The sequence below is a fragment of the Cyclobacterium sp. SYSU L10401 genome (assembly GCF_010993705.1).
Lineage (GTDB): Bacteria > Bacteroidota > Bacteroidia > Cytophagales > Cyclobacteriaceae > Cyclobacterium.
In genome coordinates this window covers 322,116-338,922 of sequence record NZ_WOFO01000006.1, presented here as the reverse complement: position 1 = coordinate 338,922, position 16,807 = coordinate 322,116, and the positions used below count along the sequence as shown (strand labels likewise).

Sequence of the window (16,807 nt, the reverse complement as noted above, 5' to 3'; positions counted from 1 at the left end):
ACACGAACCTTTTTTTCATCCTCCATTTTTGTTTTAGTTAGAAGAAAATCCACAAAATCCTGAACCTCCTTTTTTAGGTTTTCAGGAAGAGAATTAATTTTGCTATGTAGGGTTGAATTATCCATTCCTCTAATTTAACAATTTATTCTATAAAATTTAAGGAGCTAAATTCATTACGAAAAAGAGTAAATTAGGATACGAGTCCAAATACCTCCGTCGTGGCGGAGGGCTGGGGGATTTTTTCCAGCATTTCAAATTTTTAATTGATTTAAAACCGAGACTTTATTTGGTCACTCAAAAAATGGTCTGTATTGACTCATATTATTCCGAAACCATTATTTTTATTACTTTCTGTCCTGAATTCTGGATCGTCCCACCTGAATTTGTACTTTGGGTATTTTGGTATATAAAAGTTAAGCTTACATCTTTTCCTGCCATACTCTGGGAAGCCTCAAAATCAAATGTTTCACTAAGAGGGGGAGACAATAATTCTGAGGAAGGATTGTCAATGAGTTCGAAGACTTCATTATTTGACCCATATGATTGAATGACATTTAGGGAGGTAAACGTGGCTCCTTCCCCCGATAAGAGCACCTCAAAATTGATAATCTGTCCCACAATAGCATGTTGCCTCTCTTCGGAAGGGAAAACTATTAAATCCGGGTTTTTCATCACCGTAGGTTCTATATCTTCTTTACAACCTGATAGGCATATTAAAAGTATGGGGACCGAAAGAATCAGGGATTGGAAACGCACCTTTTTCATGAGATCAGAATTTTAAATTATAGCTGAATGAGGGCAAAAAGGGCATGAGTGTAAATTGTTCAAAGTTGCCATTATTGGTATTTAAGTAAATAAAGTAAGCATTTTTCCGGTTTAAAACATTGTAAATGGAGAAATTCCATTCCCTTAGAATACCGTTTTTCCATCGCTTCCTATTGGCGAATGCCAGGTCCATTCGATGATAGACTGGCATTCTAAAACCATTGACTTTTTCGGGCAAAAGGGTTTCCTGGAAAAACACGGGATAGGCTGTGTCCAATCCCCAATTGGAATTGGAGGCTTGCAAATCCTTACTAAAAATTGCATTGGTGATCGCATAATTACTTTGGCTGGATACGGTAAATGGTTGACCGGACTGAATTTCTCCAAAAAATGACAAGCTTGACTTTTCGGTAATCCTCAAGTTGGCCGCCAAGTTAAATGAATGGGGTCTATCAAAATTAAAGGGGAAACTTTCTCCATTATTGATGGCATCGAATTCCCTAAAGGATCTGCTGAAGGTATAGTTGCCAGAGATTTTAATTTTTCGATACCGCCTGTCACCACTAATTTCAAAACCATAGGCAGTTCCTTTTCCGGCACCCAATATGGCGGATTCCCAATCTTCTTTCGCAACGGCAAAACCGTTATTTCTGTCCATTTCTACCAGGTTGCTAAAATCTCTATAGTAGGTTCCCCCGCTGATGGTCCAATTTTCTTTATTTTGGGTAATTGACAGCGAGGAGGTATGACTTTCTACAGGTGCCAACCTGCGGGTAGCAGGTACCCATATATCGGGAGTCAGGGAGGTTCCGGAAGAATTTAGGGAATGAACCGGCTGAAATGATTTACTATAGTCAACTTGAATTCCCAGATCCTCTTTTAACTGATAAGTAAATAATAAACGTGGCTGTAAAGAATAGAAATTGGTGGATTCTATTGAATACATGCCAAATCTCAAACCTGGTTTAAAGCGCACCGTTCCTTTGCTGTTTTGAATGGATGCCTGTACATAGCCAAAAGCTTCAAATGCATTAAGCCTAACCTCCGTCTTTGTATTTGTTTCACCGAGACCGAATTCTTCAAATCGATACCCATAAGCATCCACAGGCATAAAATCATGAATGATCAGTTGCCCTCCGAAATCCAATTGCGTCCTTTTCCCTAGTAGGTATGCAAGCTCCGTTTTAATCAGGTAATCTTTTACATGGACCTGATGGGTATTGGTGTTTTTGGCGAAGGTATTCCCGTCCCGAATGGTATGGTCTTGTCTGGCATAATCATAGTCAAAACTTGAAATAGCAACCGAAGTGTTGAGGTGGAGCTTTGATCCCAATTCGCTTCCCATCCTGAGGTTGGCGAAAAGGTTACCCCAGGAATTATCGCGTTGAAAGGAAAATTCGGATAGCTGCTCTCCTGAAAAATGGGTCCTTTCATTTCGTTCCGAAATTCTATCCCTGCCCTGGTAAAATGAAAAATAAATGGTATTCCTATCATCAAAACGATGGCTTACCTTTAAGGTAAGGTCATGAAATTTAAGCCCATAACGTTGTTCGGGTCTACTGAACAGATAAGCACCGTTTAATAACAAATCCATATTAGACCTACGGAAAGACAATAGAAACGATGACCGATCCTTTTCAATCGGACCCTCTATCGATAGTTTGCTAAATAATGGCCCGAACTTAAATTCGCCGTGAAAAGAATTGAGGTTGCCCTGCTTAAGGTGAACATCAAGTACTGAGGAAGCCCTTCCTCCAAACTTTGCAGGGAAACCTCCCTTGTAAAAGGTCATTTTACTAACGGTAAATGGATCAAAAATCGATACAAATCCACCGAAATGCCCGGAATTATAGACAGGAATCCCGTCCATAACCACCAGGTTTTGATCGGGATTACCACCACGCACTGAGTATCCGGTTGATCCCTCCAGGGTACGTTGTACACCAGGTTGCTGCTGAATTACATTGATGATATCAATCTCCGGTTTTAGTGTTGGCAGAAAAAGCTCTGAAGGGTGATTGATCGTAATTTCGGTCCCTGACTTCGTTGCTATTAACAGTTCAGATTGAACCACAAACTCATCGAGCTTCAAAGGTTCTAAATTTACTATCACGACATCCCCATTATCTATATCATCCCATTTTAGTTCTTTCGACTCATAGCCTACAAAACTCACCCGAATGACCATTTCTTGCTGTTGTGTTCGACGCAATTTAAAGTATCCGAAGTCGTTGCTGTACGTTCCGGTATTTGAATTTGAAGCATATATGGTAGCACCTATCAAAGCCTCTCCACTTTCCGAATCTAATACCCTACCTTCCACCACAGAATCCTGGGCAAGGCACACTAAAGTCAGAAGAAGAAAGGCCACAAATAGCCCACATTTTTTAAATGCAAGCATAGTCCGATAGGTTACAGGTTACTGGATAATCCGTTGGGTTGTAACCCGCAAAGATTCCAACTCCGCCTTCAATATTAGAATGAACCGTTTGAATTTGTTTGAATATGTCTGGGAAAAAAAGGGATGATGCCTCCATTTCACTGCTGAACTCCAGCGCATCTAAATGGCGATATAAGGATTTTTTATATAAAAAGTAATCCTCAGAGACCGATGTGAGGCGAAACAGGAAATCACTTAATAAGGCATTGCCCTGAATAGCATCAAAATTGAGCACAAGCTCCTCCTCTTTTGAACCAGATTGAAATAGAAAATAAGGAAGGTAGTTGGATGGTAGGTTTTCAGAAAGCACCTCTGTATCACCGTTCAGACTCTTTATAATTCTATAGGTATTTATGCCATTATTTTCCCGGACTTCTATGACCATGGATTCGTAATAGGTTATCCCCGATGAAACATTCGGTAACGTCAGCTTAAACCGGCTAAAGGGCCCGGTTACGTTTTCTAATTGAATGAATCCGGCTGGAAATTGTAGGTGAACACCAAATGGGGCCACTGGCGGGGGTATAACAGTTTTGGCACTAATTATTTTTTCATCCGGGGTTTTTACGGATAAGGAATATTCCAAGGAATGTTGAAGCAAATGACTACCGATAAAGCGTCCATCGGAATAAGCAAGGGTATCGGAATTTCTTTCTCCATTTGAATTCCAGGCAATCCATACTTTGAAAGCTTCCGGATCGGTAATTGGAGACAGATCACCTACATCTCCAACCCTGGTCAAATACAGCTCGGCTGGTTCCTCCGGCCTAATCAGGCTACTAATGCTGTATGCTTTCTCACGATTATCTAGATACTTCAGCTCATAATCGGTGATACAGCCCGAAAACAAGAAGCTTATTGTAAAGTAGAAAACAAACCTCCTCATAAACATCAAAACTAAGATTAATGTCAATTAAAGTTTTAATATAAAATCTTTTTTAGTTAAAATATAATAGGTAGCCAGTATTTTAATTCATTCTTTGTTTTAAATAAAAAAAATACAGTTTATTCAGTCTAATTTTATGTAAAATCGGGATTTCGAAATAATGGATCTTTAAAAATAGTCTTTATTCTAAAAATCTCGACAAGGTTTTTCTGAGCCTTAAGGGATTCTTTTTTGGGATAAGATAGACAGCCCATATTTCGCTTGACTAAAAAAATCAATGATACAGCTCTCGATGGACGAACCTTGTAACTTCGCCCAACTATTTTCGAAATTGTAAACAGAAAATACGGACCAAAAAGGCCCTTTACAATGGCCGGGCTAATCTCAATGGTAAAACCGATTTTGGGTTACTAGCCTTACCTTATTGGCCCATATCGTGGTGTTACTGCTTATCGCCAACGATTTACATGGATTTTACAGGTTTTTCGGCCCATTATCATTGATTGATCTGTGTTGACCTGTGCTATCGGCGGTTTCCTCTCCTTCATTACTACCAGGTGAGATTGCACCTACATTCAGCATCACTTACTCCAAGGCATACGCCACTACATAATCCCCCAGCGGAGTACCCAGCTTGCCATGCCCTCCGGCTGAAATCACCACATATTGTTTTCCAGCCAGCTGATAGGACATGGGCGTTGATTGGCCACCGGCGGGAAGCTGGCTTTGCCATAGCAACTCACCGGTTTCTGTATCAAAGGCCCTGAAAAAACCATCCAGTGAGGCGGCTACAAAAGTAAGTCCGCCAGCTGTGGTCAAGGCACCTCCGAAGTTAATAGAACCCCAATTCAGTGCCTCCGGATAGGTTTGAGGGTCGTACATAAAACCCAGGGGCACTTCCCATTTGAGTTCACCCGAATTCATGTCAATGGCCAGCAAGGTTCCCCAGGGCGGTTTTGTCTGCATTTTCAATCCTTGCTCATTTCTTGTAAACAGATAATCTCGTTTCAGCACATAGGGCGTGCCCTCCTGAAGTCCTGTTTCTGCCCGCAACAGGGCCTCGTTTTTACTTTCCTCCTCTTGCAGGTCTTCACGGGGGATCAGGCGGACAACAGCTACCAGGCGGTTGATGTTGGTGATCAGCAGATTTCGGGCCGGATCGTAGGAGACCCCTCCCCAATGCACTCCACCGGCATTGGAGGGGGCCACCATCGTACCCTGAAGGCTCGGAGGCGTAAATGGTCCTTCATTCCTTAAGGATGCGATTCGCCTTTCTGCAATTTCCCTATCGGCTTCCGTTAATCCCCAGGCATCCGCTGTACCGATGCGCTGTGGGCCTACCGGACCGGGCATAACCGGAAAGGGCTGGGTAGGATAGGCCTGCTCTCCGGGCACCTGGCTCAGCGGAACGGGCCGTTCTTCGACCGGAAATAAGGGCTTTCCGGTCTCCCGGTGCAAAAGGAAAATATGTCCCATCTTGGTACCGACCGCCACTGCAGGAACCTCCACACCATCCCGCTTTACCGATATCAAAGCCGGTTGGGCAGCGTTGTCGTAATCCCAGAGATCGTGGTGAACGGTCTGGAAATGCCAGACCAGCTCACCCGTACTGGCACGGAGGGCTACGATTGAGCTGGCGTATTCATTCTTACCAATGCGTTCTCCCCCGTAATAATCCGGACTGGGACTCGTGGTAGGGATAAACACCAGGTCCCTTGCCGGATCAACCGAAAGAATGGACCAGGCGTTGGCGGCTCCGGTCTGGGCTGTCTTTTTTCCGATCCAGGTCGCTTTTGCCGGATCTCCTGCCGTTCTGGGTATGGGGTCCCAACTCCATTTCAACTTTCCGCTCATTACATCATAAGCCCTCACCACTCCTCGTTCATAATCCAGCCGTTGGTTATCTCCCATGGAAGAGCCGGTAATAAGGGTGTTACCAATGATTGCAGGAGGTGAGGTTACGCTGATGGGGCCGATACCCTTTCGCAGGTCAATGGAGCAATTTTTGCCGAAATCAGAAATGGGCTTGCCGGTTGCCGCCGATAAGGCAATCAATCGGCCATCGATGGTGGCCAGGTAGATTCTCCGTTCCAAATCTTTCCTTGCTACATCCGGTCCCGGCCAGGTGGATACCCCCCTGGAAGTGATTTCTGAATAATCGTCTTTCAGGTTCACTTCCGGGTCGAATGTCCACTTTTCGACACCGGTTGCAGCATCCAGCGCAATGACCCTATTACTGGGGGTACTGAGATACAAAACCCCCTCCACCATTAGAGGAGTGGCTTCAAACGCGGCTTTTTCTGCTGCATCATTGTTTCGGTAGTATTCCAGTTCACCGGTACGGTAGGTCCAGGCCACCTTCAGCTGCTTGACATTTTCTGGGGTTATCCGGGAAAGGGCTGCATGCCGCATGCCTCCCGGATCCCCTCCATAGGCTGGCCATTCCCGGTCATTTCCCTGTCCAAAAACAGCATCAGGCTGTATCAGGGAAAGCAATATTATCAGGCATCCAATTGTCTTCATGTAGTTTGGCATTACTTTCAGAAAAATAATCATTTTCCACGATTTAAAACAATGACAATGTGTTATAATAAGCCCCTACAAGTAAGATTATCGCGTGAAAAACCTGAGGATTCATTTCTTTTTTTTGTATAAGATAAACAGCCAATATTTCGCTTGATTTAAAAAAATCAATGATACAGCTGTTTTTTCACCGGTTTGGGATAAGATTGGGGAAGCGTTCTTAAGACTAGTCTTTGTTGCCAAAATAAATGGCCATAAAGAATTTTTCATAGTACCTTAGGAAAGCCAAACCCATAAAAATAAAAGTGGTTTTTTTTAAACTAGAATTAAAAACAACTACATTTCTTAACCATTCCCTTTTTTATCACTCAACCAAGCTTAAATTTAAACCATGAAGCAAACCTACTGGCTATTACTCCTCCTGTTCTGTTCCTGTACGGTACAAAAAATAAAAAAATCCGTCTACGACTCTGAAGTCTTTGAAAAGGGGCACATGGGCTTTATGCTCTATGATCCCGTAAAGGAAAAAACGTTGGTCAACCTGAATGAGAAAAAGTACTTCATCCCGGCCTCCAATACGAAGATCTTTACCTTTTATACCAGCTACAAGGTCCTGGGAGACGACCGGGTCAACGGGCTAAACTACATGGAAAAAGGAGACTCCCTGCTATTCTGGGGAACCGGCGACCCTTCCCTGCTCCATCCGGACCTACAGGACAGTACCGTCATTCATTTTTTGCAAAAAAGGCCGGAAGACTTGTTTATGGTGGATAACTTTGATCAGATTTCCCCGTATGGGCGAGGATGGACCTGGAACTGGTACCCCTATTATTTTGCTGCTGAGCGCTCCAGTTTGCCTGTTTATGGCAATGTGCTGCGTTACTCCAAACAAGCAGGGGATCCGCTCGCCAAAGCCTATCCCAATTCTCCTTTTTTACCCCTTTCACGGCAAACCGAAACCGTTCCTGAAAACTATGCCATTCAACGGGATATAGGGCAAAACATTTATTTCTATGCCCTGAATCCGGAAGCGCCTGATTTGACCTTTGAAACGGACAAGCCCTTTATTACCTCTCCCCACCTGGCCAAAAACCTGCTGCAGGAAGCCGTGGGTCGCAAAATTACCCTGATCCATGAACAGGCCATTACCGGCCTGAAACCCCAAAAACTACCTACGGCCAAAGCAGATTCCATCTATGCCCAGATGATGAAAATCAGTGATAACTTCCTGGCGGAACAGCTGATGGTAATGGTTTCGGATGCCCTTTTTGATTCCATCGACATGGCTGGTGCAATCGATTATGCCAAAGACAGCCTGCTGCAGGACCTTCCGGACGAGCCACAGTGGGTAGATGGATCGGGCCTTTCCCCGCAAAACATGTTTACCCCCCGATCCGTAATAAAACTGCTGGATAAAGTCCTGAAAGAGGTGCCCATGGAAAAAATCAAGGCTTACTTCCCGGCAGGTGGGGAATCCGGCACCATACGGAATTGGTATCCGGCCGATCCGGGAGAGCCGGCCTTTATTTATGCCAAGACCGGCACCTTAAGCATGAGTTCCGCACTCAGCGGCTACCTGATTACCAAAAGCGGTAAAACGCTAATCTTCAGTACTTTTTTTAACAATTATACCGGCAGCTCCAATGTACAAAAAGAGGAACTGCAAAAAATACTGTATTTCATCCATTCCAATTATTAAGACTCCCTGCCATGCTCAGACTTAAAATGTTTCTTTCGATAGCCGTCCTGATTGGCATTTTACTGCCCTTATATCCAGGAATGGCACAGGAATTCAGTACCCTGGAGGTCTCCAAATTCTCCTTTCCCTCAGGTCTTACGGCCAACGCTACCCAATCCAGCATCGCCTGGGCCATGAATGAGCAGGGTAAACGAAACGTGTATGTTGCAGCGCCACCTGAATATCAGCCCAGGCGCATAACCGATTTTCTGGAAGACGATGGTCAGGAAATCAGCAGCCTCCAATTCAGCCGGGATGGTCAGTACCTGGTATTTGTCCGTGGCGGGGACCATGGCGGTGGCAATGCCTCCAAACCCGTGAATACCCAAAATCTGCCCCAAATGACCAGCGTAGAAATATGGACCATTGAACTGGCCTCGGGAAAAACTGAAATATTAACTTCTGGGGACTATCCTGTCTGGGGAGCGGGCCATCAATTGGCCTTTATCAAAAACGGTGAAATTTGGGCCAAGGACCTGGATGAGGATACTGCACCAAAGGCGATTGTTCAAAACAGGGGTTCGCTGGGAGAACTCAGCTTTTCACCGGATGGGCGACAATTAGCCTTCGTCGCCAACAGAGGAACACATGCCCTGATCGGTATTTATAGTGATCCCAAGAAACCAATAACATGGCTGGCACCTTCTTTTCAAAAAGACCAATCTCCAAGGTGGTCACCGGATGGAACATCCATTGCATTTGTACGGACCTTGGGCGGTTCGGGAGCTGCGTTGCCTTTATTGGAAAAAAGGCATGTGCCCTGGGAAATTTGGATAGGAGATGTTCAAACAGGAAAAGCAGAAAAGCAATGGAAAGCCCCGGAAACCCTCCGGGGATCGGCACCTTCCACCCAGGGAGGATTCAACCTGCATTGGCCAAACCAGGAGCAATTGGTGTACCTGTCCTATGAGGACGGTTGGCCGCACCTTTATTCCCGGGACCTTCAAACCAACACCTCCACTTTGCTTACTCCAGGGGAATTTATGGTGGAGCAACTCAGCTTACACCCGGATGGACAAAGCCTGGTTTTTGCTGCCAATGGGGGAAATTTGCAGGATGATCTGGACAGAAGGCATTTGGCTACGGTTGATTTGACGACAGGCACTTTTGACTGGAAAACCGCAGGAGAGGGCATTGAGGCTTATCCTGTTTTTACAGGGCTGAATGATGAAATCGCCTTCCTCTCCGCTACGCCAAAGCGCCCCCTGCTACCGGCAATCCTTAGAGATGGGGAGATCAGCTTGCTGGGAGAAGAAATGATTCCCGATGATTTCCCAGGGGCTGAGCTGATCAGCCCAAAGCATGTGCAATTCCCTGCGGCTGATGGCACCACCGTCTATGGTCAGCTGTTTGAACCGGTAGAAAATACGGCAGCAAAACCAGCCGTGGTCTTCGTTCACGGGGGACCCCAACGACAGATGTTGCTGGGTTGGAGCTATATGGATTATTATTCCAATACCTATGCCATCAACCAAAAACTGGCAGAAATGGGATTTGTGGTATTGTCGGTAAATTACCGACTGGGTATTGGCTATGGCTATGAGTTCCACCGCCCCTCCGGCACCTATTACCAGGGCGCTGCCGAGTACCAGGACATCAAAGCAGCCGGAGAGTACCTGGCCGGTCTGGAGCAGGTAGACCCGGAGCGAATCGGCATCTATGGGGGTTCTTATGGGGGTTACCTCACCGCCATGGCTTTGGCCAGGGATTCCGGTTTATTCAAGGTGGGCGTAGACATCAGCGGCGTGCACGACATGGATCACAGGTATGAGCTGCCAGAGGGCGTTGAAGTGGCACCGGACTACGCAGAGGCCAAACAAATCGCCTGGGAATCATCCCCAATTGCCGATTTGGATCAATGGACTTCCCCAGTTTTGTTTATTCATTCGGACGATGACCGAAACGTGGGTTTTTACCACAGCGCAGACCTGGTCCGCAGGTTTGATGAACTGGGAAAAGCCTATGATTATCTGGTCATCCCGGGAGATACGCACCATTGGATGAAGTTTTCGAACATGGTCCAGGTGAATGAGGCGACCGTTAACTTCCTCCACAAAAACCTGCAACCTTAATCATTAGGGCAGCTGCGGCTCATTTATTGGATGGTAACGGGTATCGGCCGCATTCAATATGGCTTCCAGCATCTGGGTGTAATCCATACCACCAATGCTACTCATTTTGGCCAGGTGTCCGTCCCAGCACCAGCCGGGATTGGGATTTACTTCCAGCATTTTGGGTTCATTTAAACTGTTGAGCCGCCAATCGAAACGGCAGTAGTCTTTACAATCCAGGCGTTGAAACAATTTCAAACTGTGATTGATCAACTCCTGTTCCAATGCCAGCGGCAAGGAGGCCCGGATGGACCTCAGCGTTTGCATGTAAGGAGAGTCTGTCAGCCATTTGGCTTCATAACCGCATATTTTCGGTAAGCCTTCGGGCAATTCAGAGTAGTCTTCCTCGATAATGGGGAGGATGGTGTAATTATCCGGATTGCCAATAATGCCAACTGAAACTTCTGCACCGGTAAGAAATTCCTCTACCAATATCGGTTTATCATAACCGAATTGCTCCCGGATCCGGAGAATAGCATCGGCCAATTCCTCTATTGAATTGGCCACATTTTTCTGAGTAATACCGAAACTGGAATCGCCGAAATTGGGCTTGGCGATTACTGGAAAAGGAATATTCAGCTCAAAGAGGTTGTCCTCTGCCGTGATGACAAAGGCGTTGGCCACCGGTACGCCGATTTCTGTGGCAATGCCGCGGATCAGGGATTTATCATAACAATAGGCCAGCGTTTGTGGATTGGATCCGGTATACGGCAAATTCATCATTTCCAGCAATGCAGGAATATGGAGCTCCTTTCTGGCATCATTGCCAAATCCTTCGTCGCAGAGGTTGAAAACCAGATCGATTCTATCCTTATGTTTTTGCAAATCAGCAACCAGGCTCTGGTGGTTGTTCAAGTAGCTGAATTTGTAATTGTCCATTTTACTCAAGCCGATTTTGAGTTTCTCTATGGTTTCAAAATCATCACTATCAAATTTTGCATCAGGCTTGATCACATCATTTAAACCGGGGTCACCCATTACGACAACTACGTTTTTAATGTCCTTTTTCTTCTTTTTTGGAGACCATTCCTTTTTTGCCGTGGTGGTAAGGATAAAACGATTGGCCATCATGCCCAGGTCCTGGTTGCGAAGGGACTCTACTTCCAGGTTTCCATGGAAAGCGAGGTCTTTAAACCCGACTTTCCCAGTCAGGTCCGCCAGAATCTCCCTGGTATAAAGTCTTTCAGCGTAAAACTGATCTACAATTACGCCTTTTTCCGTGTTGGTGACCACCTCTCTGGAAATGAGTCTTTCGTTGTCGGTGGCCAAAGAACGCTCCCGGCAGACAAAATGCTTTTTGTCAATCCATTCCCAACTTCTGGGGGTAAAGTTATCTCTCAGAAAAGAGCCATCTGCTACATCCATTAACAGGCGACCTCCTGGCTTCAATACCCTGAACACTTCTTTTAGGATTTTCAAATCATCTTCGGATGTTTCAAAATAACCAAAACTATTTCCCAGTATGGTAACATAATCGAAGGAGTCGTTGGCATAGGGTAGTTTTCGGGCATCTCCTTCTTTAAAATTTATGGAAACCCCCTTTCTTCTGGCGATGGTCTTGGCCCTTTGGGTCAGGTACCTGGAGCGGTCCAATCCAAAGAGTTGGTAGGAGCCCCGATTGGTAAGTTCCAGCAGGTGCCTGCCTTGCCCACAGGCCAGGTCCAGGAGACTATTGCCTTCTTTGATGTCCAGCAATTCATGGAAAAGGTCGATCTCGGATTTGGTGATGTTTTCATCTTCCACCACATCCGCATCTGTTTTCAAGTAGGTGGCATTAAAAATCCGCTTCCACCATTCGGGGTGCAAGTGATACTCCAGATTTTTTACGGGACCCATGGTTTTTCCGGTCCTTTCTGTTGAGCCCTTTTTCAAGGGGGTTTTTGTTTTCATGCTTATTTTTCGCTACTTTTTGGTTTCTCTTACAACCTTTTTTCTTTTGAAAATATAATTGTCAAATCGAAGGGATGAACGTTTTTTCAAAAAAAATGGATGAAAAATAGCCCACAATCTTTCATTAGCCATAGAATTATTTAACTCTATTCAACAGTTCTTTTTGAACCCGGATTAAATCCCTAAAAAATGAAAACTAAACCCATTTCAACTAACTTTCTTTGATCACTGATCTGGCGATTTTAACGGAAAGGGATCGGGGTGCAAATCGTACCGAATTCGATAAAATGAAATTCTTCAAACCATGAATGGCCACTGCTTTACCCTGCATCATTTTGTGGTACCCAAAATGAGCGACTTCCTTGGAGGATGGTAGTTTCTTCCCTTTCATTAGACGGCTCTCTTCCATTTCTGCCCCTGCTTTAAATCCGCTCTCTGTAGGACCGGGGCAAAGAGTAGTTACCGTGATGCCTTTCTCTTTCACTTCGTTATTGATGGCTTCAGAAAAATGGAGCACATAAGCCTTCGTGGCAAAATAAACGGCCATCAGCGGACCTGGCTGGAAAGCAGCTGTGGAAGCCACATTCATGATCTTACCTCCTCCCTGCCGAATCATATCCACAAGGTAAAGCTTGGTGAATTGGGTCAAGGCCATGATATTCAGGTTTATCATCTGTGCTTGCTTCTCCCAGTCACTTTCGTGAAAAAATCCAAAATCACCAAACCCGGCATTATTGATCAGGTACTGAATAGATATGTTCTTTTTTGCCACTTCATCGTACACTTCCCTGGCAGCATTGGGGACTGACAGGTCTTTTTGGATGGTATAGACCTTCATGCCGAACCCACTTTCCAGCTCGGACTTAAGTTCATTTAATTTCGATATGGTTCTTGCCACCAGGACCAGGTCATCTCCTTTGGAAGCATGAATTTTTGCGAGTTCCAAACCAATGCCATCCGATGCACCGGTGATCAAGGCTGTTTTTTTCATAAGGTCTGATTGTCAGAAATTTATTACCTTTTGAATTTACCCCTTAAAACGGGAGAATCATTCTTTTTTCGAAAGAAAAATTGAATACTAAAAGCTAGATGCAGGTGTATTGGAACCGAAAAGAAGCCAAAATTTAAAAGTCTATTCCTATTCAGATAATCGAAATTATCAATAGGCCTTTAGCTTAGGGGCTGTATTTGATGATATTTCTGATCATTCCCCCAAAGATAAACCCATGAAATGGGAATACGGAATACCAATAAAGCCTCCCCAGTAAACCCAAAGGCCTAAATGTAGCTGTCTGAACCAACTCGTCTTTCACAATTTTAAATTCCAGCCAGGCTTCCCCAGGCAGTTTCATTTCTGCATAAAGCAGCAGTCTTTTTTGTTCTTTGCTGGCAATAAGCACCCGCCAGAAATCCAGGGCCTCACCGGCCGCTATTTCGGTATCGCTCTTTCTGCCCCTTCGCATGCCCACACCACCGGCCAATTGGTCCAGAAAGCCCCTGATTTCCCAAAGCCAATTGCCATAATACCATCCCTGCTTGCCACCGATTTTCCAAATATTTTTTAAGACCTGCTCTTCATTTTCAATGGACAGTCTGCGGACTTCCACATAGCAACCGTTTACCGGTACCTCCATGTACTGGGTCAGGCCTTTATGCAGCAGATTAGAGGTTTGGGCATCCTTCCAGCTGGAAAGGACCTGATTTTGTTCTATTTTATCGAAGGCCAGCCTGATGGCATCATCATAGCCAATGAGTTGTATACCCAGGGTTTTGTCCAGGTCATTAGGGCTACAAATCACCTCGATCTTCATGCTATTGACCAGATTCTGAGCCAGGGCAAATGAGGTAGAGGTAACAAAATACAACCAGTAGGATGAAATTTTCGGGGTCATGACAGGCACAATCCCAATCCTTCGCTTCAAGCCCCGGATTTTCGCAAAACGCAACAACATCTCTTTGTAATTGAGGATGTCCGGTCCCCCAATATCAAAACTCTGGTTGTAGGTTTCTTTTCTATGGATAACCCCTTTTAAAAATTCTACGACATTCCTTATGGCAATGGGTTGGCATTTTGTTTTCAGCCATTGGGGAGCAATCATTACCGGCAATTTCTCCACCAGGTCCCGGATGATTTCAAAAGAAGCACTGCCGGACCCTACAATAATCCCTGCTTTTAAAGTGGTAAGCGCAAAACTGGCATCCGATAAAATCTCTTCAACGTTTTTCCGGGAAGATAAATGTTTGGACAACTCCTCATCATTCACAATACCACTCAGGTAAATGACCTGTTCCGCTTTGGTCTCCTGAACCCGTTTTTTAAAGTTGATGGCACAAGTGGCCTCCATTTCTTCAAATTTCCCATTTTGAGCAGACATGGAATGGATAAGGTAATAAGCCAGATCGATGTCATCGGGGATATTTTGAAGGGTTTTTTCGGCTAAAAAATCAACCTCCACCACAGATAGATTGGCAGTAGGAAATTGGGTGGCATTAAACCTGTTTGCGTCCCGGACACAACAAATTACCTGATGGCCCTCCTGTAGCAACACGGGCAGTAAACGTTGGGCAATGTAACCGGTTGCACCTGTTAATAGTATTTTCAAATTGTTTTTTCTTGATTTTTATTGATGCTCTTGTTATCAACCTTCAACAAAAGATAGTGTCTTTTGTTTGGTCTGGAAATTGTAAAACCCAATCGTTGTTTTAAACAATAATTAGCCTTTATTAATGATCAAATTAATATAATCCGCCATTAAAGGTAAAAAAAGATCTTCCCAAAAAAAAATGGCTTTGGTTGAAAATTACTGTTAACCAAAGCCATAGCTAATCTCGCTTTTTGATTTTTCCAGGATTATAAGCAAATCAAAGCCTCATAATCTGATCTTTCAGGGAATAGGCAATTGCTAGCACATCCTTTTGGGATTCTTCATCAATACCATGCTTCTCCAACGTGTTCATAATATCATCTGTTGCTGCCATATACTCTTCCTCACTGATATTCATTCCTTTGTGGGTAGTTTCCATATCCCGGCCATTGTAGGCAACATTTCCCCCACTTCCAGCAGAGAAAAAGTCTACCAGGTGACCTTTGATTTTTTCCAGGTTTTCCGGGTCTTCCTTGTAGGGAAGGAACCTTACCTTAATGACCGGATTTTGCATATGGGCTTCTACAATATCATTCACCAGTGAGGTAATTCCTTTTTTTCCTCCCAGCCTTTCATACAATGTTTTCTGTGCTACTGTATCCATGATTACATTGGGTTTTGTTATAAATTTCATTTTGAATCAAATGTAAAGGGATAGCAGTAAGGGATTTAAAACATTTCATTCAAAAATTTTCAATCCTGATTCATCTTTCGTTGGCTTCAGGCAATGGCATTGGCGTAAATGGAAGGAAGAATTCCAAACCTGTCCTGGAAGCACCTTGAAAAATAGGAAAGACTGCTAAAACCGGATGCATAAGCAATTTCAGAAATATTACTATCTTGTTTTTTGATGAACCTTACAGCCATTTTCAATCGGTATTCTTTGATGAAATCATTGGGCGAATAACCGGTAAGGCCTGTAATTTTTCGGTATAGCTTGGACTTACTCATTCCTGCCTTTTTGGCAAAAGCATTGATACCAAATTCGGCGTCACAGCCATCCTCCTCAAGGATTTCCATGAACAGATTAAAAAATTCCTCCTGCTCAGGGTTTAGCGTTACAATATTGCCTTCAGGCCGGCTGTTAAAGTCGACAGCCTTACCGGCAAACCGCTCACCTACAATTGCAGAAGAAATGACTTGACCAGGTTTGGCCATCATCCCTAATCTTTTTGCCAATTTTATGGTAGGCCCAAAAAATTTCTTATCACTTGATACTGGCATTCCAGCTGCCAAACCTATTTGCAATGGATTTTTGATGGAAATTTTGGATGAATCAAAGTAGTCCTGGAAAAATAATCCGCAGCGCACAGCATCATCTATGGATTCAAAAGAGGCCAAAAAGCCGTCACCCTCCGGAATTACCTCCAGACCCATGTGCCGTTTAAACTCGTTTCGGATTTTTGTTTTGATGTTAACTATGTGATGACCAAACTCAAAAATCGCTGATCCATCTATAAATATGACCATTACGCACCTGAATGCAGGATCATTGATGATACCGGATCTGGATAACCCCTTTTTAACGGGATCCTCTATTCTACCCAAAAATGATGCTACCAAATCTGGTTCAACTTCTATTACCTGATTGGGAATTAACCCATGGGCACGATCATGGAGATTTTGCACCGCCTGTTTATTCGGAGCCTCAATTAAACAAAAGGCCATGCCCTTTTCTTCATCAAACCAATAAGTCAATGCCCTGCAATCATACTTTTCCTGTATCAACAAGTCTTTTTGATGGGCTTCTGCCACATCTTCTGCTGAAACTCCCGGTATGTCATGACGATCCATGAAAATTGGCATATC

At 44.3% G+C, this 16,807-nt stretch carries 12 protein-coding genes; 2 read left to right on the top strand and 10 right to left on the bottom strand.

Annotated elements, in window-relative coordinates; all coding sequences use genetic code 11:
• From GL182_RS16020 to GL182_RS16000, 5 genes are all read right to left on the bottom strand, one after another.
• A partial coding sequence (locus GL182_RS16020; RefSeq protein WP_163380782.1) for a DUF2281 domain-containing protein occupies nucleotides 1–125 on the bottom strand: 125 nt, incomplete at its 3' end.
• 196 nt (nucleotides 126–321) lie between these two features.
• Nucleotides 322–765, bottom strand: a complete 444-nt coding sequence (locus GL182_RS16015; protein WP_163380781.1) for a hypothetical protein — start codon at nucleotides 763–765, stop codon at nucleotides 322–324.
• A gap of 4 nt (nucleotides 766–769) precedes the next feature.
• The gene (locus tag GL182_RS16010; protein WP_163380780.1) at nucleotides 770–3,166 is read right to left on the bottom strand and encodes a TonB-dependent receptor; all 2,397 of its coding nucleotides are present in this window, start codon (nucleotides 3,164–3,166) and stop codon (nucleotides 770–772) included.
• Nucleotides 3,153–4,118 carry a DUF4249 family protein gene (locus GL182_RS16005; RefSeq protein WP_163380779.1) on the bottom strand — a complete coding sequence of 322 codons (966 nt, stop codon included), beginning with the start codon at nucleotides 4,116–4,118 and terminating at the stop codon, nucleotides 3,153–3,155. The genes GL182_RS16010 and GL182_RS16005 overlap by 14 nt, the downstream gene beginning before the upstream one ends.
• 558 nt (nucleotides 4,119–4,676) lie before the next feature.
• Nucleotides 4,677–6,614 carry a pyrroloquinoline quinone-dependent dehydrogenase gene (locus GL182_RS16000; protein ID WP_240469855.1) on the bottom strand — a complete coding sequence of 646 codons (1,938 nt, stop codon included), beginning with the start codon at nucleotides 6,612–6,614 and terminating at the stop codon, nucleotides 4,677–4,679.
• Nucleotides 6,615–7,005: 391 nt separating this feature from the next.
• Between GL182_RS16000 and GL182_RS15995 the strand changes: the two genes are divergently transcribed.
• Entirely contained in the window at nucleotides 7,006–8,313 is a 1,308-nt protein-coding gene (locus tag GL182_RS15995; RefSeq protein ID WP_163380778.1) for a D-alanyl-D-alanine carboxypeptidase, read from the top strand.
• An 11-nt stretch (nucleotides 8,314–8,324) separates the two neighbouring features.
• Nucleotides 8,325–10,424, top strand: a complete 2,100-nt coding sequence (locus tag GL182_RS15990) for a S9 family peptidase (RefSeq protein WP_240469854.1) — start codon at nucleotides 8,325–8,327, stop codon at nucleotides 10,422–10,424.
• 3 nt (nucleotides 10,425–10,427) lie between these two features.
• On the opposite strand, the gene GL182_RS15985 is transcribed toward GL182_RS15990, so the two are convergent.
• The 5 genes from GL182_RS15985 to GL182_RS15965 all read right to left on the bottom strand — a co-directional run bounded on the left by GL182_RS15985 (nucleotide 10,428) and on the right by GL182_RS15965 (nucleotide 16,804).
• Nucleotides 10,428–12,353 carry a methyltransferase domain-containing protein gene (locus GL182_RS15985; protein ID WP_163380777.1) on the bottom strand — a complete coding sequence of 642 codons (1,926 nt, stop codon included), beginning with the start codon at nucleotides 12,351–12,353 and terminating at the stop codon, nucleotides 10,428–10,430.
• Nucleotides 12,354–12,564: 211 nt separating this feature from the next.
• Nucleotides 12,565–13,344, bottom strand: a complete 780-nt coding sequence (locus GL182_RS15980; protein ID WP_163380776.1) for an SDR family NAD(P)-dependent oxidoreductase — start codon at nucleotides 13,342–13,344, stop codon at nucleotides 12,565–12,567.
• Between the two features lie 184 nt (nucleotides 13,345–13,528).
• Entirely contained in the window at nucleotides 13,529–14,956 is a 1,428-nt protein-coding gene (locus GL182_RS15975; protein ID WP_163380775.1) for an SDR family oxidoreductase, read from the bottom strand.
• A 259-nt stretch (nucleotides 14,957–15,215) separates the two neighbouring features.
• Nucleotides 15,216–15,602 (bottom strand): group I truncated hemoglobin, encoded by a 387-nt coding sequence (locus GL182_RS15970; protein ID WP_163380774.1) that lies wholly within the window; start codon nucleotides 15,600–15,602, stop codon nucleotides 15,216–15,218.
• 116 nt (nucleotides 15,603–15,718) lie between these two features.
• The gene (locus tag GL182_RS15965) at nucleotides 15,719–16,804 is read right to left on the bottom strand and encodes a nickel-binding protein (RefSeq protein WP_163380773.1); all 1,086 of its coding nucleotides are present in this window, start codon (nucleotides 16,802–16,804) and stop codon (nucleotides 15,719–15,721) included.
• Between the last annotated feature and the right edge of the window lie 3 nt (nucleotides 16,805–16,807).